Source organism: Amycolatopsis sp. NPDC049252 (genome assembly GCF_043197175.1).
Taxonomy (GTDB): domain Bacteria; phylum Actinomycetota; class Actinomycetes; order Mycobacteriales; family Pseudonocardiaceae; genus Amycolatopsis.
Genome location: NZ_JBICSQ010000002.1, coordinates 153,349 through 176,480 on the forward strand (window position 1 = coordinate 153,349; position 23,132 = coordinate 176,480).

A 23,132-nucleotide genomic window follows, 5' to 3' on the forward strand; every position below is an offset into this window, starting at 1 on the left:
AAAAAACCAACACTCCGGCCCACCCAACCCCCCCCCGGGCGCGCCCGGGGGGGGGGGGGGGGGGGGGCCCCCCCCCCCCCCGCAAAACACCGAAATGATCGGGGTCCGAAGGGCGAAGCCCGAAGGCCCCCGAGAAATGGAGGACCCCCGCGCCAGGGGGAGGAACGCGGGGGTCGGAGGGGATCTCCACAGGCGCTGACCGGGGGTGTGTCAGCACTTCGATTGTTGCACGTCTTGCGTGGTTGGGCGAGTGGAGAGCGGGAAATTTCCGCGTGTGGTGTCACTTCGCGTCCGGGGTGACGTTCGTTCGGGTGGAGTTGTTCTCCGGGTGTGCTGATTGCGCTGCGTTGAGCGGAGCGTGGCCTCAGGTTCACTCTCCGGGGGGCTGTGTGTGGCGGCTCGCGCTGGTTAGCCTCGCGGCCAAGTTGTTGTGAGCCGTATGGAGGGGCTATGAGCGGGTCTGTTGAAGTGCGGCAGTTCCTCCTTCGGTACGAAGGTGCCGATGGGGGTGCTGCTCCGTTCGCCGGAGGGTTGCCGGCGCAGCGGACCGGTGCCGCGGATGCGCAGCGGGTTTCGGACGATCAGGTCCGGCGGGCTCGGCTGGCGGTGGCGAACGGTGCGCTGGGGGTCGAGGACTGCGTCCAGTTGCTGGAGATGCTGGGCTTGAACCTGGACGAGGACGGGCAGGCGCCGGTCCAGCGTTGAGCGGGTGGTCGGCCGGGGGTCCGGTGGGCGGTGCGGGTGCCGCCGGGCCTGTCCGGTGATGTTCGTGCAGGTTGTCGCCCTTTTTCGGGGGTAATTTCCGAGTGGTCGCCGGTTTCTTGACGCCCGTTTCGTAACAGTGTTACGTTTGCCGCGTCGAAAGGGTGGACATGACGGCGATCGAGGACGCGGCCGGGGTGGCGAACCGGATCCGGTCGGTGGTGCAGGTGCTGGGCGGCAGGTTCATGACGTCGCCGGAGCTCGCGGCGGTCGAGAGTGAGGTGGGGCTCCCGCCGCGTTCGCTGTACATGCGGGGCCGGTCGGCGGTGCTCGGCGACGTGCCGCCGCACGTGGCCGCGGAGCTGTTCGGCATCTTCCCGCACTGGCTGTTCGACTACGTCCTGCCGCCGGCGACGGAGATCTTGGATTCGGCCGCCGCGGTGCGTGCCTACGCGGAGTCATCGGCGCGCTGGTCCCGCGTCAACCTTTCGGCCGTACCGGAGCCGGGTCGCGTGGCGGACCTGCTGTTCCGCGTGGTCGACGCAGCGGACGCGAGCGGCCTCGCACTCTTCGCTGGCTGGCAGCGCGCTCAACGTCCCGAGGGTGACGTCGAGCGCCTCGGGTTCGCGTTGATGGTCTTCCGCGAGCTGCGCGGCGGTCTGCACTTCGCGGCGCTACGCGCGGTGGGCCTGTCGGTGCCGGAGGCGGTGGTGGCCGACCCGGAGGGTGGTCGCGAGCGCCTGCTGCGCACGGCGTGGCCCGAGGACGCGGCGGACGAGCTGGTGGCGGTGGCGGAGCGCAAGCCGGACCTGCGCGACCGCTGGCACCGTGCGGAGTCCCTGACCGACGATCGGATCGGCGAGCTGCTGGCGACGGCGCTGACGGCGGAGGAGATGGCCGGGCTGGAGCACTGTCTGCTGACGTTTGCGCAGGTCCCGGCGCCGGTGCGGGGTTAAGGAACCCCCGGTGCAAAGGGGTGGCGGCGTGCCCTATGCTTGTAATCGCTCCCGGGGGACAACCTGAGAGCGCGGTCGGTCGGTTAGCCGAAACTGATCGGGCTCCCATCGTCCAGCGGCCTAGGACTCCGCCCTTTCAAGGCGGCAACGCGGGTTCGAATCCCGTTGGGAGTACGTAGTACCGTAGTAAAGCAGTACGCAAGGCCCTGTGGCGCAGTTGGTTAGCGCGTCGCCCTGTCACGGCGAAGGTCGCGGGTTCGAGTCCCGTCAGGGTCGCAAGATCGTTCGGCTCCAGGCCGGCGTTCCCGGCCAGGTAGCTCAGTTGGTACGAGCGTCCGCCTGAAAAGCGGAAGGTCGCCGGTTCGACCCCGGCCCTGGCCACCGCTCACGAAAACCGTCTCGACTCAGTCGAGGCGGTTTTTTCGTTACCCGGCTTCCACCGTGCCCGGCTGGATTCGCTGGGGCCGGTGTTCTCCACGATCAGCCGGCGCCTTCGGCCGCCCAGCTCAGCTCGCCGGAGGGGACACCTCGCACCACGAACGACGCGAGCCCGGTGTCGGCGGTTTCCGGTGGCACGAAGGCGTCAGTCACACGACGCGACCGCGGAACGGGAACGGGGTGGCGTCCATGGGCCCGATTCTGCCGGGGGGACAGCGCGAGCACCGGCAGAATGAGCGCATGTACTGCCTGGAAGCGGTCATCGCGAGGGAAGCGGTGCTTCGGCGGGTTGCCGGTTCCGTTGACGCCGCCCGTGTTGTTCCCCTCGGTCAGGGTCTCTCCCTGTTGCCGATGACGGACGAGTTCTTCGACGCGGTGACCGTCGCGGGCGCGGGCGAGCTGGACGGGTTCTGGAAGGCGCCCGCGGGGTTCGGCGACACCTTGGCGATCAGCTCGCGACACGGCCCCTTTGCCTACGTCGAAGCGGACTACTTCGGCGGCGAGGGCATGCAGTGTGCGCAAGTCTGGAGCGGCGGGGCGGTGACCCTCGGGCCGGTGCGGACGGGGCTAGGTGAACGGCCGCCAGCGAGCGGGAGTCCGATCTCGCAAGCTCTTCGGGCGATCGGTGTTCTTCGTGGCGCTCACTTCGACGAGTTCGACGCCGTCGGTCTCGGGCGGCATCGGGAGACGGTGGGGTGGCTGTGACGCAGAACCCTTGGGACGCCGAAGCCGCCACCTTCGACGAGCAGCCCGACCACGGGCTGCGTGACCCCGACGTCCGGGTGGCCTGGGCCGAGCTTCTCCTCCCGCTTCTGCCACCCGAGGCCGTCGTGGCGGATCTTGGTTGTGGGACCGGCACTCTTGCCGTTCTCCTTGCTGAAGCCGGGCATCGTGTCGTCGGCGTCGACCTGTCCGAGCGGATGCTTGACCGGGCAAGGCAAAAGGCCGGGGCGCGGGTCGAGGTGAAGCAGGGTGACGCCGCCGATCCGCCGCTGGACGACCACTCCTTCGACGTCGTCCTCGTCCGGCATGTCCTGTGGGCCTTGCCGGACCAAGAAGCCGCTGTGGGGCGGTGGTTCACCGGGGCCGGGATCGGCGCCGACGAGTGCCGGGCGTTGTTCGACGCGCACCACGTCGGGACGCGGGTCCGCGTGCTCGACGATCCCGCGCTCTGGGGTGCCGCGATCGAGGACGAGCGGTACCTCGTCGTCGCCGAACCCCGGGTGGGTGCATCGGGCGACGTTGCTTAGGGGGCGGGTGGTCACCGGGGGTACGCCGAAGCGAAGGCAGCGCTCGTTGATCCGCGGCTGCGGAAGGCGGGGGAGTCACATGCTCGACGCCGATCCGCCCGATCACACCTGGCGTGGAACCCTGACGCGCGGGCCGAATTCCACCGCCGCAGCCGGGATCTCACCGATCCCGGGCTCAGGACGTTCCTCGGCGAACTACCGTCCACCTCATCGGCAACGGCGCGTACGCCCTCCTGCGGAACCCGGACCAGTTCGACGCCCTGCGCGTGGACCCGGCGCTGGTGCCCGCCGTCGCGCGGCACCCCGCCGGGCACGTCGCCTTCGGGCACGGCCTCCGCCACTGCGTCGGCGTCCCGCCGGCTCGGCTGGAGGCGCAGATCGCCTTCACCCAGCTGGTCCGGCGCTTCCTGCGGTCAAGCCTGGCCGGTGACGTCCGATGGCGGGACGGCATCCGGAGCCACGGGCTGGTCGAGCTGCCCGTTAGGCCGAACGAGTGAACCCCGAATCGCCGTGTCCGAACCCGGCGAGTGGTTCCGACCCCACGGCGAAGGCAGCCCGAGAACGGGCCGCCACCCACCACGGGGAGCCGAGATGCGATACCTGCTCACGCTGCACATGAACCCGACCCTCTGGGCCACCTTGTCCGACGACCAGAAGAACGAGGTCTACGAAGGCCACGGCACCTTCACCAAGCTGATCACCGACTCCGGCGAGATGGTCGAGACCAAGGCGCTCGTCGATCCCGCCGGGACCAGGACCGTCCGCGTCAAGGACGGCGTGGCGCACACGGAAAGCGGCACCTTCGTCGAGTCCGACTCCTTCCTCTGCGGCTACTACGTCGTCGACGTCGAGAGTGTGGAGCGGGCCGTCGAGCTGGCCGCGGAGATCCCGGACGCGCGGTACACCGCCGTCGAGGTGCGCCGGGTGATCCACGAAGCTTGACCGATGCCACTGCTGGTGGACGATGGCCCGGCTGTTCGTGGTTACCGGGGCCCGAACAGCTCGGCCGCCGGCACCGGCCGGCCCAGGTGGTAACCCTGCGCCTGGTCGCAGTCGAGCTTGCGGAGCAGGTCCAGCTGCTCCGCGGTCTCGACGCCTTCGGCGATCACGGTCAGGTCCACCGCGTGGGCCATCGCGATGATGCTCGTGACGATCGCTTCGGCGTCGCGTGATTCGGCGATGCCGGTGATGAACGAGCGGTCGATCTTGAGCGTGTCCAGGGTCAGCCGGCGCAGCTGCGCTAGCGACGAATAGCCGGTGCCGAAGTCGTCGATGGCCAGCAGCACGCCCAGGGATCGCAGCGCGGCCAGCACTTCCCCGGCCGCTTCCTGGTCGCGCATCAACGCGCTTTCGGTGACCTCCAGGCAGAGCGCGCCGGCCGGCAGCCCGGTGCTGGTGAGCGCGTCCTGGACCGCGGGCACCAGGTGCGGGTCGTCGAGCTGACGCGTGGAGATGTTGACCTTCAGCGTCAGGTCCAGCCCCTGGTTCGCGCGGCGCGAGGCGAGCTCGCGGGTGGTCGCGCGGAGCATCTCCTTGCCGATCACGTTGATCAGGTCGCTCTCCTCGGCCAGCGGGATGAACTCCGCCGGGGAGATCGCGCCGTGCCGGGGGTGCGTCCAGCGCAGCAGCGCCTCGACGGCGACCATCTCGCCGGTCTTCAGGTCGACCACCGGCTGGTAGGCGGGCCAGAGCTGGCCGTCGTGGACGGCGTCCCGCAGGTCCTGCTCCATCCGCAGCCGCCGCTGCATCCGCTCGCGCAGGCCGACGTCGAAGAAGTGGTGACGGCCGCGCCCGAGCGTCTTCGCCTGGTACATCGCGACGTCCGCGTCGCGCAGCAGGTCTTCGGCGCTGCGGCGGTCCGCGCCGTCGACGAGCACGACGCCGATGCTGGCGTCGAGGTGCAGCTGCCGGCCGAGCACGCCGATCGGCTCGGCCAGCGCGGCCCGCAGGTGCTCGGCCAGCGCGCGGACCTCGCCGGGCGCGGTGACCTCGTTGGTGACGACGACGAACTCGTCACCGCCCAGCCGGCCGACCAGGTCGGCGCGGCCCGAGCAGCGCCGCAGCCGCTCGCCGACGATCCGCAGCACCTGGTCGCCGACCGAGTGGCCCAGCGAGTCGTTGATGACCTTGAACTTGTCCAGGTCGAGGAACAGCACCGTCGCCGCGCTCCGGCGGGCCCGGACGTCGAGGCGGTCCAGGACCAGGGTCCGGTTCGCCAGCCGGGTCAGCGGGTCGTGGGTGGCGTCGTGCGCGAGCCGGGCGCTGATCGCGCGGGTCTCGCTGATGTCGGTGAACGACGTGACGACGGTTGCCGCCGTCGGGTCGTCCGGGTCGAGGAGCCGGGAGGTCAGCGACACCCAGACGTCGCGGCCGTCCGGCCGGCGCAGGCGCACGACCAGGCCGTTGTGCGTGACGCCGGTCCGCCGTGTCTGCACCGACGGCATCTCGTCCGGCGGGATCCACTGCCCGCCCTCGGTGAACAGCACCAGCGTGTGGCACGGGACGCCGACGAGGTCGGTCTCGGCGACGCCGAGGATCCGGCACGCGGCCGGGTTCGCCGCCTCGATGAGCCCGCCCGGACCCATCACCAGCACGCCTTCGTCGAGCGAGGCGACGACCGTGCGGTAGTTCTGCTCGGCTCGCCGTCGCGCGGTTTCGTCGGCGCAGACGAGCACCCAGCCGTCGTTCATCTCAGCTGCCGAAACGCGGACGGTGAGCGGTGCGCCGTCCCGGCTGCGGTGCACGGCTTCGACGACGCCACCGCGGCGCAGCTCCAGCGGCGCGCCGACCAGCTCGCTCGCCCGGCGCCCGACGGCTTCGGCGGCGGTCCACCCGTACACCGTCTCGGCGGCCGGGTTCCAGCTGGTCACGACCCCTTCGCCGGTGGTCGCGATCAAGGCGTCGCTGACGTGGGCCACGAGCGCGGCCTGGTAGCGGAGGGCGTCGGCGGCCGCCTTCTTCGCGGTGATGTCCCGCATGACGACCTGGTAGGCGTCCCCGGCCACGCGCACGGTCTGCGTCTCGACGGCGAACTTGCTGCCGTCCAGCCGGGTCATCAGGGCTTCGACGGGCTCGGTGGTGGCGCCCGGCTCGGTCAGCAGCGCGAGTTTCTCCAGCAGCACGGGCCGGGAGTCCTCGGTGACGAAGTCCGTGAACCGGCGGCCGACGACCTCGCCGGCGGAGCAGGCGGCGAACGCGTCCAGGGCGGCGCGGTTGGCGTAGGTGACGACGCCGTTCTCGTGGACGCAGACCGCGTCCGGGCTCAGCTCGACCAGCGTGGCGAGGGAGTCTGCCTCCATGAGCGTCCGTCCCCCAAGCAATCGGCGTGTGGCCCGTCGATTACACCACCGACTCCGGCCGCTGCATACCCGGCGGAATCAGCGTCCGGCCTGCGGATGCGCGGCGCAGCCGCGGTCCCCAGAACAGCAGGCCGAAGTGCGCGGCGGCCGCGTGGCCGAGCAGCGTGACGACCGAGTCGAGGGTCGTGGGGTCGTCGCTGACGTAGATCACGGCGATGAACGCCTCCGTCGCGGCCAGCGCGAGGAGCCGTGCCCGGCCGCGGCACAGGAACACCAGCGCGCCCGCCGTGGTGAAGAAGCCGTAGCTGACCCCGATGTCGAGCCAGTGCCCGGCCGAGTTCGGCAGGACGTGCGCGCTGATCAGGCCCATCACGGGCAGCTCGGTGACGAGCGTCGCCAGCACGTGGCCGGAGAAGAACACGACCACCGCGCGGCGGGCGCCGAACCGGCGTTCCAGCGGCGCGACGGCGATCGCGAAGATCACGACGTAGACGAGCCAGCCTTCGTCCGCCAGCCAGAGCGCGCTGGTCAGCAGCGAGGTCAGCGGCCGCCGCCACAGGTTGTGGGCGTCGGTGCTCGACAGCTGGAGGAGACGGTTGGTCAGCGACTCGTCGGCGAACCGGAGCAGCAGGGTGGTGCCGAGCAGGAGGACGAGGTAGCCGAAGGTGAACGGAGTCGTCTTCGGATTCGGGAGGAACCGGACGAACTGCCGCCAACTTCGCCGCACCGGACCGGCGAGGTCGAGGACCCGCGGTTCGGCTTTCAGCAGCATGGTCTCAGCTTCGCCGCTCATTCTGGGAGTATCACGAAAGCCAGCTGTGAAACCCCTGTGGATAGTCACTGACTGTCAGCTTGCACAGCACGTAACGAATTTTTGCCCCTACCTCACCCATTCGGGTGCTTTGTGCGGTAAAAATACCGCCGTGAACGACGAGGTATCGGTTGCCGAGCTGCTCGTGCGCGAGGGCTGGGCCGACCGTCCGGTGCAGTCGCGGTGGCGGGTGGTCGCCGTGATGCTCGCCGTCGTCATCGGCTGCGGGGCCGCCGCGGTGCTGGTCGCGTTCAGCAGCGGCCAGGTGCGCCAGGACGCCGCCCCGGTCGACCGGATCCAGGTCGTCCCGATGCCGCAGCGCACCACCGGCCTCGGTGGTGCGGACCAGGCGACGGACTCCCCGCCCGACGGCGGGATCGGCGGGGGCACCGGCGGCGACGTCGTCGTCCAGGGGACTGGGACGCACGAAGGCACCGTCACCGAGGTGCCGGGCCGCACGTCGGACACGCCGAGCAGCACCGAATCCTCGACGTCGGTCACGCCGACCAGCGCGACGGCCTCGAGCTCGAGCCCCCAGACGACCGGGGCGATCGCTCCGCCCGCGCACCAGGCGCCGTCCACCACGCCGACGCCGCGCCAGACCTGCACGATCTGGCTTCTGATCTGCCTGGGCTGATCAGCCTTCGCCGAGGTCGCTGAAGTCGGACGTGTTCCAGCGGTCCGGACGCATCACGATGGCGATGTCGTTCCCGTGCACCTCGTCGGTCGCGTCCGTGCAGGCCTCGCTGAAGCGCGTGCTGTTCCGGCTCGTCGACCGGTTGCTCAAGACGCTTCGAGCAGGTCCGGTTCCGCACGCCGGCCGAGGTGGTTGAACAGCAGGTTCAGCGCGAACGCCAGGATCGCCGTCACCGTGATCGAGCTGCCGCAGATCGTCTGCAGCCAGGCCGGGAAGTGCTGGAAGATGTCCGGCGCGAACGCCGGCAGCAGGCCGACGCCCAACGCCACCGCCACGACGAAGGTGTTGTGGTTGCCCGAAAACTCCACCGTGCGAAGGTTCTGCGCGCCGACCGCGGCGACCATCGCGAACATCACCACCGCGACCCCGCCGACCACCGGCTGCGGGATCGCCGCGATGAACGCGCCGATCTTCGGGACCAGGCCCATCAGCACCAGGATCCCGCCGGTCACCGCGACCACCCAGCGGCTGCGGACGCCGGTCATCCGCACCAGCCCGACGTTCTGCGCGAAAGCCGTGTCGGGGAAGGAGTTCAGCACACCGCCGAGCACGGCCGAGAAGCCGTCGGTGGCCAGGCCGCGGGCCAGGTCGGAGTCGGTCGGCGGCCGCCCGGTGATCTCGCCGACGGCGATCATGTCGGCGGTCGACTCGGTGAACGTCACCAGCATGACCACGCACATCGACAGGACCGCGGCGACCGGGAACGTCGGCGCGCCGAAGTGGAACGGCGACGCGAGGCCGAACCAGCCGGCCGTGCTCAGGCCGTCCCAGTGCACCAGCCCCAGCGGGATCGCGGCCACCAGCCCGATCGCCAGGGCCAGCAGCGGCCCGATCTGGTTGGCGAACCCGCGCAGCACACGCGTGAACAGCACCAGCAGCGCGAGCACGCCGAACGCGAGCAGGATGTGCGACAGGGCCGCGTAGTCCGGCGCCGTCGGGTCGTTGCCCGCGATCAGTCCCGCGCCCGGGCCGAGCAGTGAGACGCCGATGACGAGCAGCAGCGTCCCGGTGACCAGCGGTGGGAAGAACCGGATCAGCCGCGCAAAGGGTCTGGCGATGAGCAGCCCGAAAACGCCGGACGCCAGCATCGCGCCGTAGACCGCGGTCAGTCCGTACTGCGACGCGATGAGGATCATCGGGTTGACGACGCTGAACGTCGCACCCGCCACCACCGGCAGCCGGATACCCAGCAGCTTCCCGATGCCGATCGACTGGATCAGGGTGGCGATGCCGGCGACCAGCAGGTCGGCGTTCACGAGCAGGCCGATCGTCGCCGCGTCGAGCTTGAGCGCGCTGCCGACGATCAGCGGCACCGCGACGGCGCCGGCGTACATGATCGACATGTGCTGCAGGCCGAGCAGCGCCAGCCGCCCGGCGGGCAGGCCCTGGTCTACCGGGTGGACCTCGGGTTTCGTCATCAACAGCCCCCCGTCTTAGCTGACACAGCCGGGCATAGCCAACGCGGTGCGGATGACGGTAGCAAGACGCCGCCGTGATGATCGTGTTTCCGGGGTGCGGCGGATCGGGCCGTGATGTGTGACCATCGGTGCATGACTTCGGGTGGTATTTCCCAGGTGGGCCCGCCGTTTCGCGCCGATCACGTCGGGAGCCTCCTGCGGCCCCCGGTGCTGCGCGACGCGCGACGGCGGCACGAAAGCGGTGAGATCGGCGCGGAGCAGCTCCGCGCGGTCGAGGACGACGCGATCCGTGACGTGATCAAGATGCAACGGGCGGCCGGGCTGAGCTCGGCCACCGACGGCGAGTTCCGGCGCGCGTCGTGGCACATGGACTTCATCTACGCGCTCGGCGGCGTCTCCCAGAGCGACGAGCGGCTGCACGTCAAGTTCCACAACCTGGCGGGTGATCTCGAGTTCAGCCCGCCGGGCCTGCAGGTCGACGGCAAGGTGCGGCTCGAGGAGCCGATCTTCGCCGACCACTTCCGGTTCCTGCAGTCCCATGTGGACCCCGGCGTGACGCCGAAGCTGACCATCCCGTCGCCGAGCATGGTCTACTATCGCGGCGGCCGGGCGGCGGTCAGCGAGACCGTCTACCCGGAGCTGGAAGAGTTCTTCGACGACCTCAGCGCGGCGTACAAAGCACAGGTCACCGCGATGGCCGGCCTCGGCTGCCGCTACCTGCAGCTCGACGACACGAGCCTCGCGTACCTGAACGACCCGGCGCAGCGGGAGCTCGTCGCGCGGATGGGCGGCGACCCGGACACCCAGCACCTGCGCAACATCGCGACGATCAACGCGGCGCTGGCCGGCCGTCCGGACGGGCTGACCGTGACGACCCACTTGTGCCGTGGGAACTTCCGGTCGTCGTGGGCCGCGGAGGGCAGCTACGAGTTCGTCGCCGAGGCGGTGTTCGGTGAGCTGGCCGTCGACGGGTTCTTCCTGGAGTACGACGACGAACGCTCCGGCGGTTTCGAGCCGCTTCGGTTCGTGCCCAAGGACAAGAAGGTCGTGCTCGGCCTGGTCACGACCAAGCGGCCGGAGCTGGAGGACCCGGACGTCCTGGTGCGGCGGATCGAGGAGGCGTCGCGGTACGTCGACATCGACCGGCTCTGCCTGTCGGGGCAGTGCGGGTTCTCCTCGACCGAGGAGGGCAACGACCTCACCGTGGACGACCAGCTGCGGAAGCTGGAACTGATCGTGAAGACGGCCGACCGCGTCTGGGGCGGCCACTGATGATCACCTGCGTCGTCGACTACGTCATCGACCCCGCGAAACTGCCCGACTTCGAACGGTTCGCCGCCGCGTGGATGCGCTTGGTGCACCGGGAAGGCGGTATCCACCACGGTTACTTCCTGCCCTCCGAAGGCGCGAGCGACGAGGCTCGGGCGTTGTTCAGCTTCGAGAGCCTCGCGGCGTACGAGCGCTACCGGACGCTGTTCGGCGTCGACCCGGACTTCATCGAGGCCGACAAGATCCGCGACGAGAGCGGCTGCGTGATCCGGTTCCGGCGGACGTTCATGCGCCCGCTGCTGCCGGACGACGACCTCTGACGAGCGCGCCGCCCCGGGCGAGTCCCGGGGCGGCGCGGGTTGCGGCGATTCCCGCCGATGCGAAGACTGATCCCCATGCGACACAGCGCGCAGCGGCCACCGTCGGTCGTCGACCGGGTGCTCGACCTGCTCGGCGCGTTTTCCGCCGAGCGGCCTCGGCTCACGTTGTCCGAGCTGAGCCGGCGCGTTGATCTGCCGCTGTCGACCACGCACCGGCTCGCCGGGGAGCTGACCCGCCGCGGCGCGCTCGTCCGCGACGAGGCGGGCGCGTACCGCGTCGGGCTTTGGCTGTGGGAGGTCGCTTCGCTCGCGCCGCACGGGGCCGAACTCCGTGAGAGCGCGATGCCGTTCCTCGAGGACCTTTACGAGGCCACGCACCAGAACGTGCAGCTCGCGGTGCTCGACGGGCCGGAGGTCGTCTACGTCGAGCGCATCTCTGGGCGTGGCGCGGTCAACGTCCTGACCCGGGTCGGCGGCCGGTTGCCGGCGCACGCCACCGGTGTCGGCCAGGTGCTGCTGGCGCACGCTCCGGCCGACGTCCAAGCCGACGTCGTCGAGAGCCCGCTGAAGGTGTTCACGCCCAAGACGATCAGCTCGGAAGGTGCGCTGCGGCGCGTGCTGGCCGACGTCCGGCGCAACGGGTACGCGATCAGCGACGGCCAGATCGAGCTGATCGCCCTCTCCGTGGCGGCCCCGGTCTACGGCGCCGACGACGAGGTGGCGGCGGCGATCTCGGTCGTCGTCCCGGCGGAGGGCACCGACCCGCGGACGCTGGTCCCGGCGGTGCGGGCGGCGGCGCGGGGGATCTCGCGCGTGCTGGGCGCGCCGCGGGCGCTCAAGACGAGCGGTGAACCCCACTGATCCACTCCTCGACGCGCCGAGCGGGTTGTGCTCAGATGAAGTCATGGGTGAGCAGGGAGTGACCACGGTTCTGGTCGTCGGAGCCGGGCAGAGCGGGTTCCAGGCCGCGGCGTCGTTGCGCGACCGGGGTTTCGACGGCCGGGTCGTGCTGGTCGGGGACGAACCCGGCGTGCCGTACCAGCGGCCGCCGCTGTCGAAGGCCTACCTCGCCGGGACCGCCGGGCTCGAACAGCTGCACCTGCGCGGCGAGGACTTCTTCGCCGAGAAGGACATCGAACTCGTCGACGCGCGGGTCAAGTCGATCGACCGCGCGGCGAACCGCATCCACCTCGAAGACGACCAGGAGCTGGCCTACGACCACCTCGTCGTGGCCACCGGCGCGCGCAACCGGGCGCTGCCGGTGCCGGGCGCGGACCTGCCCGGTGTGCTGACCCTGCGCACCCTCGGCGACGCCGACCAGCTCCGCGCGTCCCTGGCGGAGGCCGGGAACGTCGTCGTGGTCGGCGGCGGTTTCATCGGGCTCGAGTTCGCCTCGCACGCCGGCCGTCCGGTGACGGTCGTCGAGGCGCAGGACCGGCTGCTCAACCGGGTCGCGTCGCCCGAGATCTCGGAGTACTTCGCCGACCTGCACCGCGAGGCCGGGCACACCGTGCTGCTGGGCCAGGGCGTTTCCGCGCTGCACGGCGACTCGCAGGTGCGCGAGGTCGAGCTGTCCGACGGCACCCGGCTGCCCGCCGACCTCGTCGTGATCGCCGTCGGCGTCGTGCCGGAGACGTCGCTGGCCGAGGCCGCCGGTCTCGACGTCGCGAACGGCGTGGTCGTCGACGAGCACCTCCGGACGTCCGACCCGCGGATCTTCGCCATCGGCGACTGCGCGAACTTCCCGTGTGTGCAGGCGGGGGCGGCGACCCGGCTGGAGTCGGTGCAGAACGCCGTCGACCAGGCCCGGTGCGTGGCCGCGGCGCTGACCGGCACCGAAGAGCCCTACGCGAGCTTGCCGTGGTTCTGGACCGACCAGTCGGGCGCGAAGCTGCAGATCGCCGGAATCCTGGCCGACGCGGACCGGACGGTCGTCGCGGGCGACCGCGAGGCGGGGAAGTTCTCGGTGCTGTCCTTCCGAGACGACGTCCTCATCGCGGTCGAGTCGGTGAACCGCCCGGCCGACCACATCGCGGCCCGGCGCCTGTTCACCGCCGACCCGCACCCGCGGTACGCGGACCTCGAAGCGAGCGGGTTCGACCTGAAGGCGCACCTGAAGGCGCGCGCCGCCTGAGATCGTCAACTCGTGGTTGACGCACCGAGTGCGTCAACCTAAAGTTGACGCCATGAACCTGCCCGACTACACCGTCAAACTCGACGACCTCATCACCGCCATCAAGAGCAACAACGACAAGGACGCCCTCGCCCAGCTCTCCGACGCCGTCTACATGGGCGAGCACCTCGGCGACGTCGCCGACCACCTCATCGGCCACTTCGTCGACCAGGCCCGCCGCTCCGGCGCGTCCTGGACCGAGATCGGCAAGAGCATGGGCGTCACCAAGCAGGCCGCGCAGAAGCGGTTCGTGCCGAAGGTGGACCCGGGCGGTGACGCCTCCGGCGCGATCGAGCGCGTCTACGGCCGCTACACCGACCGCGCGCGGCACGTGATCGTCGCCGCGCAGAAGGCGGCCATCGACCACGCCAGCCCCACCATCGACACCGTGCACCTCGTGCTGGGCCTGCTCACCGAACCCGCGGCCCTCGCGGCGGGCGCGATCCTGGCCCAGGGCGTGACGCTGGAAACCGTCCAGGAAGCCGCCGAAGCGCGGCTGCCCGAGCGGGCCGAGGAGGCGCCCAGCCCGATGCCGTTCAGCCCCGGCGGGAAGAAGGCCCTGGAGCTCACCCTGCGCGAAGGGCTGCGGCTGGGGCACAACTACATCGGCACCGAGCACATCCTGCTGGCGCTGCTGGAACAGCGTGAAGGCGCCGGCTTCGAGGTGCTCGACGGCCTGGGCATCAAGAAGGACAAGGCCGAGGAGAAGATCGTCGCGGTCCTGACGGAGATCCTCGCCGCGCGGGGCCAGTGAGGCCCCTCCTGCTGGCCGTGCTGCTCGCGCTGGCCTTGGTGACGCTGCTCTGATCGGGACGGACCAGGGGGTCTTCCCGCTCAGGCACCCCGAAAAGCCGTGAATGGCACATCGAGGGACTCAGAGTCCCTCGATGTGCCATTCACGGACTTGAACCTCAGGCGTCGGACTCCGGGCGGCCGTCCTCGGCCCAGGCCGTGTGGAACGAGCCGTCGCGGTCGACGCGGCGGTACGTGTGCGCCCCGAAGAAGTCGCGCTGGCCCTGGACCAGGGCCGCCGGGAGGCGGTCGGCGCGCAGGCCGTCGTAGTACGCCAGCGCCGTCGAGAAGCCCGGCGTCGGGATGCCCAGCCGCACCGCCGTCGAGATCACCGACCGCCACGAGTCCTGCGCGTCCTCGACGGCCTTGCGGAAGCCGCCCGAGGTGAGCAGGGTCGGCAGGCCCGGCTCGTCGGCGTAGGCCGCGGTGATGTCGTTGAGGAACTTCGCGCGGATGATGCAGCCGCCGCGCCAGATCGAGGCGACCTTGCCGAGGTCGATGTCCCAGCCGTACTCGGTCGCGCCGGCCTGGATCTGGTTGAAGCCCTGCGCGTACGCGACGACCTTCGACGCGTACAGCGCCTGCTCGACGTCGTCGGCGAAGCGCTCCAGCGACGAGCCGGTCAGCGGCGACCGGGCCGGGCCGCCCAGCCCGCGGGCGGCCGAGCGCAGCGACGTCGAGCCGGACAGCGAACGCGCGAAGACGGCTTCGGCGATGCCCGAGATCGGGACACCCAGGTCGAGGCCGATCTGCACGGTCCAGCGGCCGGTGCCCTTCTGCTCGGCGGCGTCCGCGACGACGTCGACGAACGGCTTGCCGGTCGCCTTGTCGACGTGCGCCAGCACCTCGGCGGTGATCTCGATCAGGTAGGAGTCGAGCCGCCCGGTGTTCCAGGTCCGGAACACGTCGGCGATCTCGGCGGGGGAGTAGCCACCCGCGCCGCGCAGCAGGTCGAACGACTCCGCGATGAGCTGCATGTCGGCGTACTCGATGCCGTTGTGCACCATCTTCACGAAGTGGCCGGCGCCGTCGGCGCCGATGTGCGTGCAGCACGGCTCGCCGTCGACCTTGGCCGAGATGTCCTCGAACAGCGGGCCGAGGGACTCGTAGGACTCCTTCGAGCCGCCGGGCATGATGCTCGGCCCGTGCAGCGCGCCTTCCTCGCCGCCGGAGACGCCGCTGCCGACGAAGTGCAGCCCGCGCTCGCGCAGGGCCTTCTCCCGGCGGCGGGTGTCGGCGAAGTGGGCGTTGCCGGCGTCGATGATCACGTCGCCGTCTTCCAGCAGCGGCGCGAACTCTTCGATGACGGCGTCCGTCGGGGCGCCCGCCTTGACCATGATCACGACCTGCCGGGGCCGCTCGAGCGCGTCGACGAACTCCTGCGCGGAGTACGCCGGGATGAAGTCGCCCTCGTCGCCGAACTGGTCCACCAGCGTGCGGGTCCGCTCCTCGGACCGGTTGTGCAGGGCCACCGTGTGCCCGTGCCGCGCCAGGTTCCGGGCCAGGTTGCGGCCCATGACCGCCAGGCCGGTGACCCCGATGCTCGCCTTCTTGCTCATCCGCATCCTTCCGAAGACTCTCTCGATTCAGACACTAGTCCGATCGACGCCTCAAGGGAGGTCACGGCGACGGGGGCCACTCAGTTCAGGAGAAGCAGCGGATCGGCTCGCCGTTGTAGGCGACCATGTCCGTGACGGCCGCGAGCAGGTCGATCTGCGCGCCCCATTCGGCACCGTCCAGCTCGGCGTACGCCCGGTGCAGGTTCCCCGGCAGCCGCTCCTGCTCGCTCAGCGACCCGAACTCACCCGGGTCGGTGTCCCTGGCCAGCTCCAGCGGAGCCAGCCCGGCCGCTTTCCCGCGTTCGGCCGTCTTCTGGACGAAGGCCAGGTACGCGTCCACCCGGTCGACGACGTCCAGGCCGCACGCCGGGCCGTGGCCGGGCAGGATGACCGCCGGCTCCAGCTCGCGGACGACGTCCAGCGCCTTCCGCCAGCCGGCCACCGAGCCCATCAGCGCGAACGGGCTGCCGCCGTTGAACACCAGGTCACCGGCGTAGAGGACCCGCTGCTCGGGCAGCCAGACGAGCACGTCGTTGGTCGTGTGGGCGGCGTGGCCGGGGTGGATCAGCTCGATCGTGACGTCGCCCGCGTGCACGGTCAGCCGGTCGTCGAACACGACCTCGGGCGGGCGCGACCGCAGCTCGCCCCAGTCGCTGCCGGTGAAGATCCCCTCGAACGTCTGGATGCCCTCGGCGACCATCAGCTCGCGGGTCTTGCGGTGCCCGATGATCGTGGCGCCCTCGACCAGGTAGTTGCCGTTGGTGTGGTCGCCGTGGTGGTGGGTGTTCACCAGCGTCGTCACCGGCCGGCCCGTGGTCTCCTCGACGGCGGCGAGCAGGGCCCGCGTCCGCCGCTCGGTCGAGCACGTGTCGACGAGCACCGTGTGATCACCGGCGTCGACGAAACCGCAGTTGTTGATGTACCAGGAGCCGTCCGGCTGGACGTACCCGTGGACCTGGTCGGCCAGCAGGGTGACGGCGGCAGCGGCGGGAGAACGATCGGTCACGCGCACCAGTCTGCCCGAGACCCGGCTCCGCCGGTTGGCGGAATAATTCGGAATTTCGCTGGTCCAGGCGAGTGACAACGCAGGTGACTGGCATTCCGCGACATTTCCTGGAACGCTGCGCGATGTCATCATCGAGATCCGCAAGGTCAAGCACTAGCCTGGGTGGGTTCGATAGTTCGCGCGCGACGGCGACCGGGAGGCCGCCGTCGCTTGGTAGTGGTCCGGGAGAGCAGGGCGATGGCCAGCACCGTCACCTCGCGCCGGAAGCAGCTCGGAAACGAGCTCCGGCACGCCCGCACCGCGGCGCGGATGACACAGCAACAGGTCGCCGAGGTCCTCGGCTGCACCCAGGGCAAGGTCAACAAGATCGAGTCCGGTGCCGTCGGGGTCAAACTCGGGGATGTGCGATCGATGCTGAACGCGTTCGGGATCAACGGTGAAGAGGCCGACACGCTGATGAACCTGGCGCGCGCGGCCGCCGGGCAGCGCGGCCACTGGTCCGGCTACCGCTCCGTGGTGCCGCACTGGTTCCGCACCTTCACGGACCTGGAGCCGGCCGCCGCGGAGATCCTCACCTGGCACGGCGAGCGCATCCCCGGCCCGCTGCAGTCCGAGCACTACATGCTCAAGCAGTTCACCGAGTTCGGCGCCACGGACGTGACGTCGCTGGTGCGCAACCGGCTCGACCGCAAGGCCGTGTTCGAGCAGCAGCAGCCGCCGTACTACCGGTTCATCATCAGCGAAGGCGCCCTGCGCCGGGCACCCGGCGGGTTCGCGCCCGCGGTGATGCTGGACCAGGTCGAGCACCTGCTCTCACTCGAGCGGCACCCGCGGGTGTACGTCCACGTCCTGCCGTTCGGCGCGCGCCTCGCCGCGGTGCCCAACGACTTCACGATCATGCGCTTCCCCGACCGCACCCGGGACTTCGTCTACATCGAGCACTCCGCGGGCGGGCTGTACCTCGACGACGTCAAGGACTTCAACATCTTCGTCGACTCCTGGGACAGGCTGCGCGGGGCCGCACTGGAGCGCCAGGAGACCCGGCAGTTCCTCAAGGAGCTCGCGGAGGGTTACCGCGCCCAGATGCAGCAGATCCAATAGGGCGAACGGCGGTGCGAGTCGTCCAAGTGGTGAACAACTTTCGGTAGAGTGCTGCTGTTGCGCCCCGACCCACCACCGGAAGCTGCGCCCGAAGGGGACATCGTGGACCCCGACTTCCTCCCCGACGCCGTCGATCTCGACCGGCCGAACGTGGCGAGGATCTACGACTGGGCCCTCGGCGGCACCGCGAACTGGGCGGTCGACCGGCAGTACGGCGAGCAGGCGCTGCAGGCGTTCCCGCTGGCGCGCGCCCTCGCCCGCGGCAACCGCGACTTCCTCGGCCGCGCCGTGCGCTACTGCCTTTCCCAGGGCATCCGGCAGTTCCTCGACCTCGGCTCCGGCATCCCGACCGCGGGCAACGTCCACGAGGTGGCCGACGACCACATCGACGACGGCCGCTGCGTCTACGTCGACAACGAGCCGGTCGCCGTCGCGCACGGGCGGATGCTGCTGGAGGAGGCCGGTGATCCCGCGCGCCACGCGGTCCTGTACGCGGACCTGCGGGACGCGGAGGAGGTCTGGGAAGCCGCGCTGGCCACCGGCGTGCTCGACCCGGACGAGCCGATCTGCCTGCTCAGCGTGGCCGTGCTGCACTTCCTGCCCGACGTCACCGGCGTGCGCGAGGCGATCCGCGACTACCGGACGCTGCTCGCGCCCGGGTCGGCCTACGTGCTCTCGCACGCGACCGAGTCGGGGGTCACGGGAACGGAGCTGGCGCAGATCCGGCGTCTGGTGAAGCTGTCCGAGCGATCGAGCTCGCCCGCGGTTTCCCGGTCGCTCGACGAGATCGCCGCGTTCTTCGGTACCTTCGACGTGGTCGAGCCGGGAATCGTGCCTGTGGGAGAGTGGCGCCCTGACCCCGGCGCCGCCACGGTCCCCCTCGCGAGCGTGGTCGGTGGTGTCGGCCGCAAGCCTGGAGGACGGAACGCATGACGACGCAGGATCCCGAGGCCCCCGAAGGCGTCGACCTGGAGCGGCCGAACGCGGCCCGCATCTACGACTGGTTCCTGGGCGGTGACGCCAACTGGGCCATCGACCGCCAGTTCGGCGAGCAGGCGGTCAAGACGTTCCCGATGATCAAGACGGTCGCCCGCGTCGGCCGGGACTTCCTCGGCCGTGGTGTGCGGTACCTGGCGCGCAACGGGATCGACCAGTTCCTCGACCTCGGCTCCGGCGTCCCGACGGTCGGCAACGTGCACGAGGTCGCGGCCGAGGTGAACCCGAACGCGCGGTGCGTGTACGTCGACAACGAGCCGGTCGCCGTGGCGCACTCCCAGATCCTGCTCGAGCAGGAGGGCGTCGCCGACCGGCACGCGGTGCTGCAGGGCGACCTGCGCGACCCGGCCGACATCTGGAAGCGCGCGCTCGACACCGGCGTCCTCGACCCGAACCGGCCGATCGGCCTGATCATCGTCGGCGTCCTGTACTTCCTCGGCAAGGACGAGCCGGTGGCCGAGACCATCCAGAAGTACCTGTCGCTGCTGCCTTCCGGCTCGTACTTCCTGTCCTCGCACCTGACCACCGAAGGCCTCGACGCGCTGGCCGACTCGGACAGCCGGGCGTCGATCGTGGAGCAGTACGAAAAGTCCAGCACCCCGCTGTACCTGCGCAGCAAGGCGGAGTTCTCGTCGTTCTTCGAAGGCCTGGAGCTCGTGGAGCCGGGCATCGTCTACCTGCCGGAGTGGCACCCGGAGGAGATCGAGTCCCGGGCCACGAGGAAGCTCGCGAACGACCCGGCGTTCAGCGGCCACATCTGCGGTCTCGGCCGCAAGCCGTGAGCGTGACGGCTGCCGCCTACGACGCGATGGCCGTCCGGTACGCCGAGTTCGCCCGCGAAGTCTGGGACGCTTCGCCGTTGGACAACGCCGCCCTGGCGGCGTTCGCGGACTGCGTGCGCGGCACCGCCGGGCCGGTGGCCGACCTCGGCTGCGGGCCCGGCTACGTCACGGCGCACCTGCGGGACATCGGCCTCGACGCGTTCGGCGTCGACCTGTCCCCGGCGATGATCGAGATCGCGCGCGCGGCCCGGCCGGGGATGCGCTTCGAGGTCGGGTCGATGGCGGCGCTGGACATCCCGGACGCCTCGCTCGCCGGGATCCTGTCGTGGTACTCGATGATCCACACGCCGCCGGAAGAGGTGCCGGGGTACTTCGCCGAATTCACCCGGACGTTGGCCTCGGGTGGTCACGTTCTGTTGGGCTGCTTCGAATCCGACGGCGAGCCGCTGACCGTGTTCGACCACGCGGTGACGCCGGCCTATCGGTGGCCGCTGGACGACCTGGCCAAGCTGGCCCGGGACGCGGGCCTCGTCGAGATGGGGCGCGTCTACCGCGTGCCTGGCGAAGGCGAACGCTTCCGCCGCGGGTGCCTCCTGCTGCGGAAACCGTAGCCTCGCAACGGCAAGAGCCCCGGTTCGTCGTGAACCGGGGCTCCTTCGTGGTGGTGGGGCTCAGTCAGGCGCGCGAACCGATGCGGCCGCGCAGCAGCGGGGCCAGGTCGATCGCGGTCTCCAGCGGCCGCGTCGTGCGGACGCCGTCGGAGTGGCGGGCCGGGACGTCGAGGTCCGTGGCCCAGGTGGTGGTCTTGCGCAGCGGTGCCTGGATCAGGCTGAAACCGAACCGGTTCCGCAGCTCGTCCGCGATGCCGAGGCGACCGTGGTGGTCTTCCTCACGGCGGAAGAGCGAATTCAAGCGGACGGCCATCGTCTACACCCCCAGCTCTCGTCGCGGTGACCGGGCGGGTTCGCCGGTGGTCAGTCCGAGACAGGGTTCACAAGGCATGCCGACCCCGGGGGCCAGCCATTCGACATCGGTGCGGGAAAGCGCTTCCCCGCACTTGGTACGGACCAGCTCACTCGTGGCCACGGCGGCCCCCACGCCGAAGACGTGGACCACCCGGCGGGCCTCACCGGCGGTTCCCCTGGCGAGCCTGCCCACGACGACGACGCCGGGTGGCGCACTGTCCTCGGTAATCACGCTGGTCCTCCCCCATGAGGTTCTGCGATGGTGGATGGTGCGCTGTGCGCGGCCGGCGCGGCGATCGTGCCGCCCGCCGCATGCGGGTTGTCGTTCACCGACAGCGCCGCCCCCGGCCGATGCGATTAATCCTACTCCTGGAATAATCTTCATGTCGAGGCCGGAGCTAGTTGATCACCCGCTTGGCCCTGCACTCTGCTCCATTGAGACACTGAGTAGCCGGGAGCGGGTACCTTCGACCAGGTCACGGCCGCGCCCCCCATCGATCCACGGAGGTACGACCCATGGCGGATTATCCGTCGTTCGCGGATTACGATCCGAGCACGGCCGTGTCCCTGTTCGAAGAGGCCGCGTGGGAGAAGTCGTTCGCCAGCGAGCCCAACGGAGGCAGCTGCGTCGAGGTCAACCTGGGTCGGGAAGGCCTGATCGGAGTTCGCGACACCAAGCTCGCGACCAGCCCCGTTTTCGTGTTCGACTCCGCCGAGTGGGAAGCGTTCCTGGTTGCCGTGAAGGCTGGGCAGTTCGATCTGCCCGCCTGACATGTCCCCTGCACGGGTGATCATGATCACCCGACCGTGTAAGAAAATCGCGAAGGCCCCCTTCCCTCTACGGTGAAGGAGGCCTTCGCGACAGCGTGGATACGTGCGACTGCCGTATGTGACAGATATCTCACCCGATTGCCGGGAGCTCCCCACCCCGCAGCCGGCCCCGCGTGCGACGCCACGCCAGCACGACGATCACCACGAGCCCGATCAACGGGAGCGTGCTGATCGCCCAGCTCAGCCCCATCGGCGGCCCCGGCTGTTCGAGCACCGGCAGCGCACGCAGTTCGCCGGTGCCGGACCCGGCCGGCCCGTTCACCACGAAGCGGAACGTCCAGTCACCCGGCCGCGGCATCGACCGGACGTCCAGGCCCCAGACCTCGCGCTTGCGCGGGTGCCGGACCAGCGGCTGGATCCGGTTCTTCCCGCCGTCGGGGTTGATCATCGTGAGCGTGCCGGACTTGTTCTCGATCCCGCCGTCGGGGATGAAGGTGAAGTCCAGCGACTGCTCCGCGCGCAGCGGCCAGGTGCTGAACCCGATGGTCATCGCGTACGGCCCGGCCTGCACGTGCTCGGTGTGCACGATGTTGACGGGCTCGTACGCGTTCGCCGGTGCCTCGGTGGCGAACAGCAGCCCGGCCACGGCGGCCAAGGCCAGAAGTGCCTTACGCATCAGCGGTTTCCCCCTTCTTCGCGGGCGCCAGCAGGCAGAGCATCCCGCCGAACCGCCACCCGGCGAACCCGCCGAGCAGCCCCAAAGCCGCGCTGAGCACGGCGGTCGTGGTCAGGTACCAGACCGGCGGCACGTGCGCGCCGGTGTAGAGCACGGCTCGCTGCAACGGCAGGCTCAGCCCGATCAGCAGCCCGGCGAACCCGCCCACGGCCACCGAAACGCGGCCCGCGCGCCAGCCGCGGCGACGGCCGAAGAGGTAGCCCAGCTCCATCAACGCGGCGACCGGCAGCAACGCCATCGGCGTCAGCGCCGGCATCTCCGGCACCCCGGAGATCGCGTCCCGCATCGGCAGGCCGACGAGGTCGGCGTAGGCCCGCGCGGCCCACGGCGAGAACCACCAGAAGACCGCCTGCACGGCCGCGACCATCGCCGCGGTGCCGAGCGCGCCGCCCGGGCGGCGGAAGAACCCGGCGCCGACCGCGACCAGCAGCACCGCCATCATCGAGCAGCCGACCGAGACGGCGTCGGCGTAGTCGTCCGGCACCTGCTGCAGGCCGAGCGCCAGCACCGGCCCGAAGGTGAGCAGCACGGTGAGCGACGCCAGCACGCCGATCCGGCCCCAGCGGTGTTCCCGGGCCGCGGCGAACACGGCGGTCGTGCCGATCAGCGAGATCGTGATCGACAGCAGCAGGCCGATGTGCGGCGGTGAGTCGATGACCGCGTCGAAGCCGTAGAGCCCGTGCCACCACTGGTCCCACAGGCCGTACAGCAGGAACGTCGCGGCGCCGACGCCCGAGACCAGGTAGCCGATCGGGGCCGCGAAGGTCTTGCCGAACACGTTGACCACGCGCCCGCCGACCCGCGGGTCGACCGGGCGGCCCGCGCGCCGCGCCGCCGTCGTCAGCAGCACGACGGCCAGGCTCGCCAGGCCGACGACCGCGCTGCCCGCGTACAGGAACAGGTGCGGCAGCGTGAAGAACGTGTCCGGCCCGACGTCGCTGTGCCACTGGATGTCCCAGGTCAGCCCGACGAGTGACAGCAGCGAACCGCCGAGCACGACGTTCGCCGGCAGCAACCCCGTTCGCGCCTGTTTCGCCACCGACGCGGTGTGCACGCCGGATGCGGTGAGATCCATTTCCCCCGACCTTTCT

27 protein-coding genes and 3 tRNA genes are annotated in these 23,132 nt (G+C 70.4%); 20 read left to right on the forward strand and 10 right to left on the reverse strand.

The features are described 5' to 3' along the window. The first annotated feature begins 450 nt into the window (after positions 1-450). The 9 genes from ACGFMK_RS03540 (at position 451) to ACGFMK_RS03580 (ending at position 4,288) form a co-directional block, all read left to right on the forward strand. Positions 451-705 carry a hypothetical protein gene (locus ACGFMK_RS03540; RefSeq protein WP_392758086.1) on the forward strand — a complete coding sequence of 85 codons (255 nt, stop codon included), beginning with the start codon at positions 451-453 and terminating at the stop codon, positions 703-705. A 167-nt stretch (positions 706-872) separates the two neighbouring features. Next, a complete protein-coding gene (locus ACGFMK_RS03545; RefSeq protein WP_392758088.1) occupies positions 873-1,658 on the forward strand; it encodes a hypothetical protein in 786 nt (261 codons plus the stop codon). A gap of 101 nt (positions 1,659-1,759) precedes the next feature. Beyond that, a tRNA-Glu gene (locus ACGFMK_RS03550) sits at positions 1,760-1,832 on the forward strand. 28 nt (positions 1,833-1,860) lie between these two features. Beyond that, positions 1,861-1,934 (forward strand) — tRNA-Asp (locus ACGFMK_RS03555). 31 nt (positions 1,935-1,965) lie between these two features. Next, a tRNA-Phe gene (locus ACGFMK_RS03560) sits at positions 1,966-2,039 on the forward strand. Positions 2,040-2,285: 246 nt separating this feature from the next. After that, positions 2,286-2,801: a hypothetical protein gene (locus tag ACGFMK_RS03565; RefSeq protein ID WP_392758089.1), complete on the forward strand. Its 516-nt coding sequence runs from the start codon at positions 2,286-2,288 to the stop codon at positions 2,799-2,801. Then, entirely contained in the window at positions 2,798-3,346 is a 549-nt protein-coding gene (locus ACGFMK_RS03570; RefSeq protein WP_392758090.1) for a class I SAM-dependent methyltransferase, read from the forward strand. The genes ACGFMK_RS03565 and ACGFMK_RS03570 overlap by 4 nt, the downstream gene beginning before the upstream one ends. 233 nt (positions 3,347-3,579) lie before the next feature. Further along, a complete protein-coding gene (locus tag ACGFMK_RS03575) occupies positions 3,580-3,843 on the forward strand; it encodes a cytochrome P450 (RefSeq protein ID WP_392758612.1) in 264 nt (87 codons plus the stop codon). A gap of 94 nt (positions 3,844-3,937) precedes the next feature. Continuing rightward, positions 3,938-4,288: a YciI family protein gene (locus ACGFMK_RS03580; RefSeq protein ID WP_392758091.1), complete on the forward strand. Its 351-nt coding sequence runs from the start codon at positions 3,938-3,940 to the stop codon at positions 4,286-4,288. A gap of 41 nt (positions 4,289-4,329) precedes the next feature. Here the strand turns inward: ACGFMK_RS03580 and ACGFMK_RS03585 are convergent, their stop codons facing one another. Beyond that, entirely contained in the window at positions 4,330-6,645 is a 2,316-nt protein-coding gene (locus tag ACGFMK_RS03585; protein ID WP_392758093.1) for an EAL domain-containing protein, read from the reverse strand. 40 nt (positions 6,646-6,685) lie between these two features. Beyond that, positions 6,686-7,438: a rhomboid-like protein gene (locus ACGFMK_RS03590; RefSeq protein WP_392758095.1), complete on the reverse strand. Its 753-nt coding sequence runs from the start codon at positions 7,436-7,438 to the stop codon at positions 6,686-6,688. A 130-nt stretch (positions 7,439-7,568) separates the two neighbouring features. Here ACGFMK_RS03590 and ACGFMK_RS03595 point away from each other — a divergent pair, with 130 nt between their 5' ends. Beyond that, positions 7,569-8,093: a hypothetical protein gene (locus ACGFMK_RS03595; RefSeq protein WP_392758096.1), complete on the forward strand. Its 525-nt coding sequence runs from the start codon at positions 7,569-7,571 to the stop codon at positions 8,091-8,093. On the opposite strand, the gene ACGFMK_RS03600 is transcribed toward ACGFMK_RS03595, so the two are convergent. After that, positions 8,094-8,243, reverse strand: coding sequence for a hypothetical protein (locus tag ACGFMK_RS03600; RefSeq protein ID WP_392758098.1), 150 nt, complete (start codon positions 8,241-8,243; stop codon positions 8,094-8,096). After that, a complete protein-coding gene (locus ACGFMK_RS03605) occupies positions 8,240-9,571 on the reverse strand; it encodes a nucleobase:cation symporter-2 family protein (protein ID WP_392758099.1) in 1,332 nt (443 codons plus the stop codon). Before ACGFMK_RS03605 ends, ACGFMK_RS03600 begins: the two co-directional genes overlap by 4 nt. A gap of 132 nt (positions 9,572-9,703) precedes the next feature. Here ACGFMK_RS03605 and ACGFMK_RS03610 point away from each other — a divergent pair, with 132 nt between their 5' ends. The 5 genes from ACGFMK_RS03610 to ACGFMK_RS03630 all read left to right on the forward strand — a co-directional run bounded on the left by ACGFMK_RS03610 (position 9,704) and on the right by ACGFMK_RS03630 (position 14,087). Continuing rightward, positions 9,704-10,843: a 5-methyltetrahydropteroyltriglutamate--homocysteine S-methyltransferase gene (locus tag ACGFMK_RS03610; protein WP_392758101.1), complete on the forward strand. Its 1,140-nt coding sequence runs from the start codon at positions 9,704-9,706 to the stop codon at positions 10,841-10,843. Beyond that, on the forward strand, positions 10,843-11,160 hold the full coding sequence (locus ACGFMK_RS03615; RefSeq protein ID WP_392758102.1) for an NIPSNAP family protein: 318 nt from the start codon (positions 10,843-10,845) through the stop codon (positions 11,158-11,160). The genes ACGFMK_RS03610 and ACGFMK_RS03615 overlap by 1 nt, the downstream gene beginning before the upstream one ends. A gap of 75 nt (positions 11,161-11,235) precedes the next feature. Beyond that, the gene (locus ACGFMK_RS03620; protein ID WP_392758104.1) at positions 11,236-12,021 is read left to right on the forward strand and encodes an IclR family transcriptional regulator; all 786 of its coding nucleotides are present in this window, start codon (positions 11,236-11,238) and stop codon (positions 12,019-12,021) included. Between the two features lie 58 nt (positions 12,022-12,079). After that, entirely contained in the window at positions 12,080-13,294 is a 1,215-nt protein-coding gene (locus ACGFMK_RS03625) for an NAD(P)/FAD-dependent oxidoreductase (RefSeq protein ID WP_392758614.1), read from the forward strand. A 52-nt stretch (positions 13,295-13,346) separates the two neighbouring features. Then, the gene (locus tag ACGFMK_RS03630; protein WP_392758105.1) at positions 13,347-14,087 is read left to right on the forward strand and encodes a Clp protease N-terminal domain-containing protein; all 741 of its coding nucleotides are present in this window, start codon (positions 13,347-13,349) and stop codon (positions 14,085-14,087) included. A gap of 157 nt (positions 14,088-14,244) precedes the next feature. Here the strand turns inward: ACGFMK_RS03630 and gndA are convergent, their stop codons facing one another. Together gndA and ACGFMK_RS03640 are read right to left on the reverse strand one after the other, a co-directional pair. After that, positions 14,245-15,684 (reverse strand): NADP-dependent phosphogluconate dehydrogenase, encoded by a 1,440-nt coding sequence (gene gndA, locus ACGFMK_RS03635; RefSeq protein WP_392758107.1) that lies wholly within the window; start codon positions 15,682-15,684, stop codon positions 14,245-14,247. A gap of 85 nt (positions 15,685-15,769) precedes the next feature. Then, positions 15,770-16,690 carry an MBL fold metallo-hydrolase gene (locus ACGFMK_RS03640; protein WP_392758109.1) on the reverse strand — a complete coding sequence of 307 codons (921 nt, stop codon included), beginning with the start codon at positions 16,688-16,690 and terminating at the stop codon, positions 15,770-15,772. Positions 16,691-16,927: 237 nt separating this feature from the next. On the opposite strand from ACGFMK_RS03640, the gene ACGFMK_RS03645 reads away from it, so the two are divergent. The 4 genes from ACGFMK_RS03645 (at position 16,928) to ACGFMK_RS03660 (ending at position 20,180) form a co-directional block, all read left to right on the forward strand. Beyond that, positions 16,928-17,791, forward strand: a complete 864-nt coding sequence (locus tag ACGFMK_RS03645; protein ID WP_392758111.1) for a helix-turn-helix domain-containing protein — start codon at positions 16,928-16,930, stop codon at positions 17,789-17,791. A 102-nt stretch (positions 17,792-17,893) separates the two neighbouring features. Continuing rightward, positions 17,894-18,724, forward strand: coding sequence for an SAM-dependent methyltransferase (locus tag ACGFMK_RS03650; protein ID WP_392758113.1), 831 nt, complete (start codon positions 17,894-17,896; stop codon positions 18,722-18,724). Next, complete coding sequence (locus tag ACGFMK_RS03655) at positions 18,721-19,569, forward strand: SAM-dependent methyltransferase (RefSeq protein ID WP_392758115.1); 849 nt, start codon at positions 18,721-18,723, stop codon at positions 19,567-19,569. The genes ACGFMK_RS03650 and ACGFMK_RS03655 overlap by 4 nt, the downstream gene beginning before the upstream one ends. A gap of 2 nt (positions 19,570-19,571) precedes the next feature. Beyond that, positions 19,572-20,180 (forward strand): class I SAM-dependent DNA methyltransferase, encoded by a 609-nt coding sequence (locus tag ACGFMK_RS03660; RefSeq protein WP_392758616.1) that lies wholly within the window; start codon positions 19,572-19,574, stop codon positions 20,178-20,180. Between the two features lie 64 nt (positions 20,181-20,244). Here the strand turns inward: ACGFMK_RS03660 and ACGFMK_RS03665 are convergent, their stop codons facing one another. Then, positions 20,245-20,493, reverse strand: coding sequence for a hypothetical protein (locus ACGFMK_RS03665; protein ID WP_392758117.1), 249 nt, complete (start codon positions 20,491-20,493; stop codon positions 20,245-20,247). Between the two features lie 3 nt (positions 20,494-20,496). Then, on the reverse strand, positions 20,497-20,766 hold the full coding sequence (locus ACGFMK_RS03670; protein ID WP_392758119.1) for a hypothetical protein: 270 nt from the start codon (positions 20,764-20,766) through the stop codon (positions 20,497-20,499). Positions 20,767-21,050: 284 nt separating this feature from the next. Here ACGFMK_RS03670 and ACGFMK_RS03675 point away from each other — a divergent pair, with 284 nt between their 5' ends. Beyond that, positions 21,051-21,305 (forward strand): DUF397 domain-containing protein, encoded by a 255-nt coding sequence (locus tag ACGFMK_RS03675; protein WP_392758121.1) that lies wholly within the window; start codon positions 21,051-21,053, stop codon positions 21,303-21,305. Positions 21,306-21,435: 130 nt separating this feature from the next. Here ACGFMK_RS03675 and ACGFMK_RS03680 read toward each other — a convergent pair whose 3' ends face one another. Together ACGFMK_RS03680 and ACGFMK_RS03685 are read right to left on the reverse strand one after the other, a co-directional pair. Then, entirely contained in the window at positions 21,436-21,981 is a 546-nt protein-coding gene (locus ACGFMK_RS03680; RefSeq protein ID WP_392758122.1) for a hypothetical protein, read from the reverse strand. After that, positions 21,974-23,116, reverse strand: a complete 1,143-nt coding sequence (locus tag ACGFMK_RS03685; RefSeq protein WP_392758124.1) for a hypothetical protein — start codon at positions 23,114-23,116, stop codon at positions 21,974-21,976. The genes ACGFMK_RS03680 and ACGFMK_RS03685 overlap by 8 nt, the downstream gene beginning before the upstream one ends. Between the last annotated feature and the right edge of the window lie 16 nt (positions 23,117-23,132).

What these genes read in the sequence shown, in the direction of transcription:
- ACGFMK_RS03620 (WP_392758104.1), top strand. Translation starts at nt 11,236, where the DNA reads ATGCGACACAGCGCGCAGCGGCCACCGTCGGTCGTCGACCGGGTGCTC.
- ACGFMK_RS03545 (WP_392758088.1), top strand. Translation starts at nt 873, where the DNA reads ATGACGGCGATCGAGGACGCGGCCGGGGTGGCGAACCGGATCCGGTCG.
- ACGFMK_RS03590 (WP_392758095.1), bottom strand. Translation starts at nt 7,438, where the DNA reads ATGAGCGGCGAAGCTGAGACCATGCTGCTGAAAGCCGAACCGCGGGTC.
- ACGFMK_RS03540 (WP_392758086.1), top strand. Translation starts at nt 451, where the DNA reads ATGAGCGGGTCTGTTGAAGTGCGGCAGTTCCTCCTTCGGTACGAAGGT.
- ACGFMK_RS03685 (WP_392758124.1), bottom strand. Translation starts at nt 23,116, where the DNA reads ATGGATCTCACCGCATCCGGCGTGCACACCGCGTCGGTGGCGAAACAG.
- ACGFMK_RS03630 (WP_392758105.1), top strand. Translation starts at nt 13,347, where the DNA reads ATGAACCTGCCCGACTACACCGTCAAACTCGACGACCTCATCACCGCC.
- ACGFMK_RS03610 (WP_392758101.1), top strand. Translation starts at nt 9,704, where the DNA reads ATGACTTCGGGTGGTATTTCCCAGGTGGGCCCGCCGTTTCGCGCCGAT.
- ACGFMK_RS03675 (WP_392758121.1), top strand. Translation starts at nt 21,051, where the DNA reads ATGGCGGATTATCCGTCGTTCGCGGATTACGATCCGAGCACGGCCGTG.
- ACGFMK_RS03645 (WP_392758111.1), top strand. Translation starts at nt 16,928, where the DNA reads ATGGCCAGCACCGTCACCTCGCGCCGGAAGCAGCTCGGAAACGAGCTC.
- gndA (WP_392758107.1), bottom strand. Translation starts at nt 15,684, where the DNA reads ATGAGCAAGAAGGCGAGCATCGGGGTCACCGGCCTGGCGGTCATGGGC.
- ACGFMK_RS03680 (WP_392758122.1), bottom strand. Translation starts at nt 21,981, where the DNA reads ATGCGTAAGGCACTTCTGGCCTTGGCCGCCGTGGCCGGGCTGCTGTTC.
- ACGFMK_RS03615 (WP_392758102.1), top strand. Translation starts at nt 10,843, where the DNA reads ATGATCACCTGCGTCGTCGACTACGTCATCGACCCCGCGAAACTGCCC.
- ACGFMK_RS03580 (WP_392758091.1), top strand. Translation starts at nt 3,938, where the DNA reads ATGCGATACCTGCTCACGCTGCACATGAACCCGACCCTCTGGGCCACC.
- ACGFMK_RS03655 (WP_392758115.1), top strand. Translation starts at nt 18,721, where the DNA reads ATGACGACGCAGGATCCCGAGGCCCCCGAAGGCGTCGACCTGGAGCGG.
- ACGFMK_RS03585 (WP_392758093.1), bottom strand. Translation starts at nt 6,645, where the DNA reads ATGGAGGCAGACTCCCTCGCCACGCTGGTCGAGCTGAGCCCGGACGCG.
- ACGFMK_RS03565 (WP_392758089.1), top strand. Translation starts at nt 2,286, where the DNA reads ATGGGCCCGATTCTGCCGGGGGGACAGCGCGAGCACCGGCAGAATGAG.
- ACGFMK_RS03605 (WP_392758099.1), bottom strand. Translation starts at nt 9,571, where the DNA reads ATGACGAAACCCGAGGTCCACCCGGTAGACCAGGGCCTGCCCGCCGGG.
- ACGFMK_RS03665 (WP_392758117.1), bottom strand. Translation starts at nt 20,493, where the DNA reads ATGGCCGTCCGCTTGAATTCGCTCTTCCGCCGTGAGGAAGACCACCAC.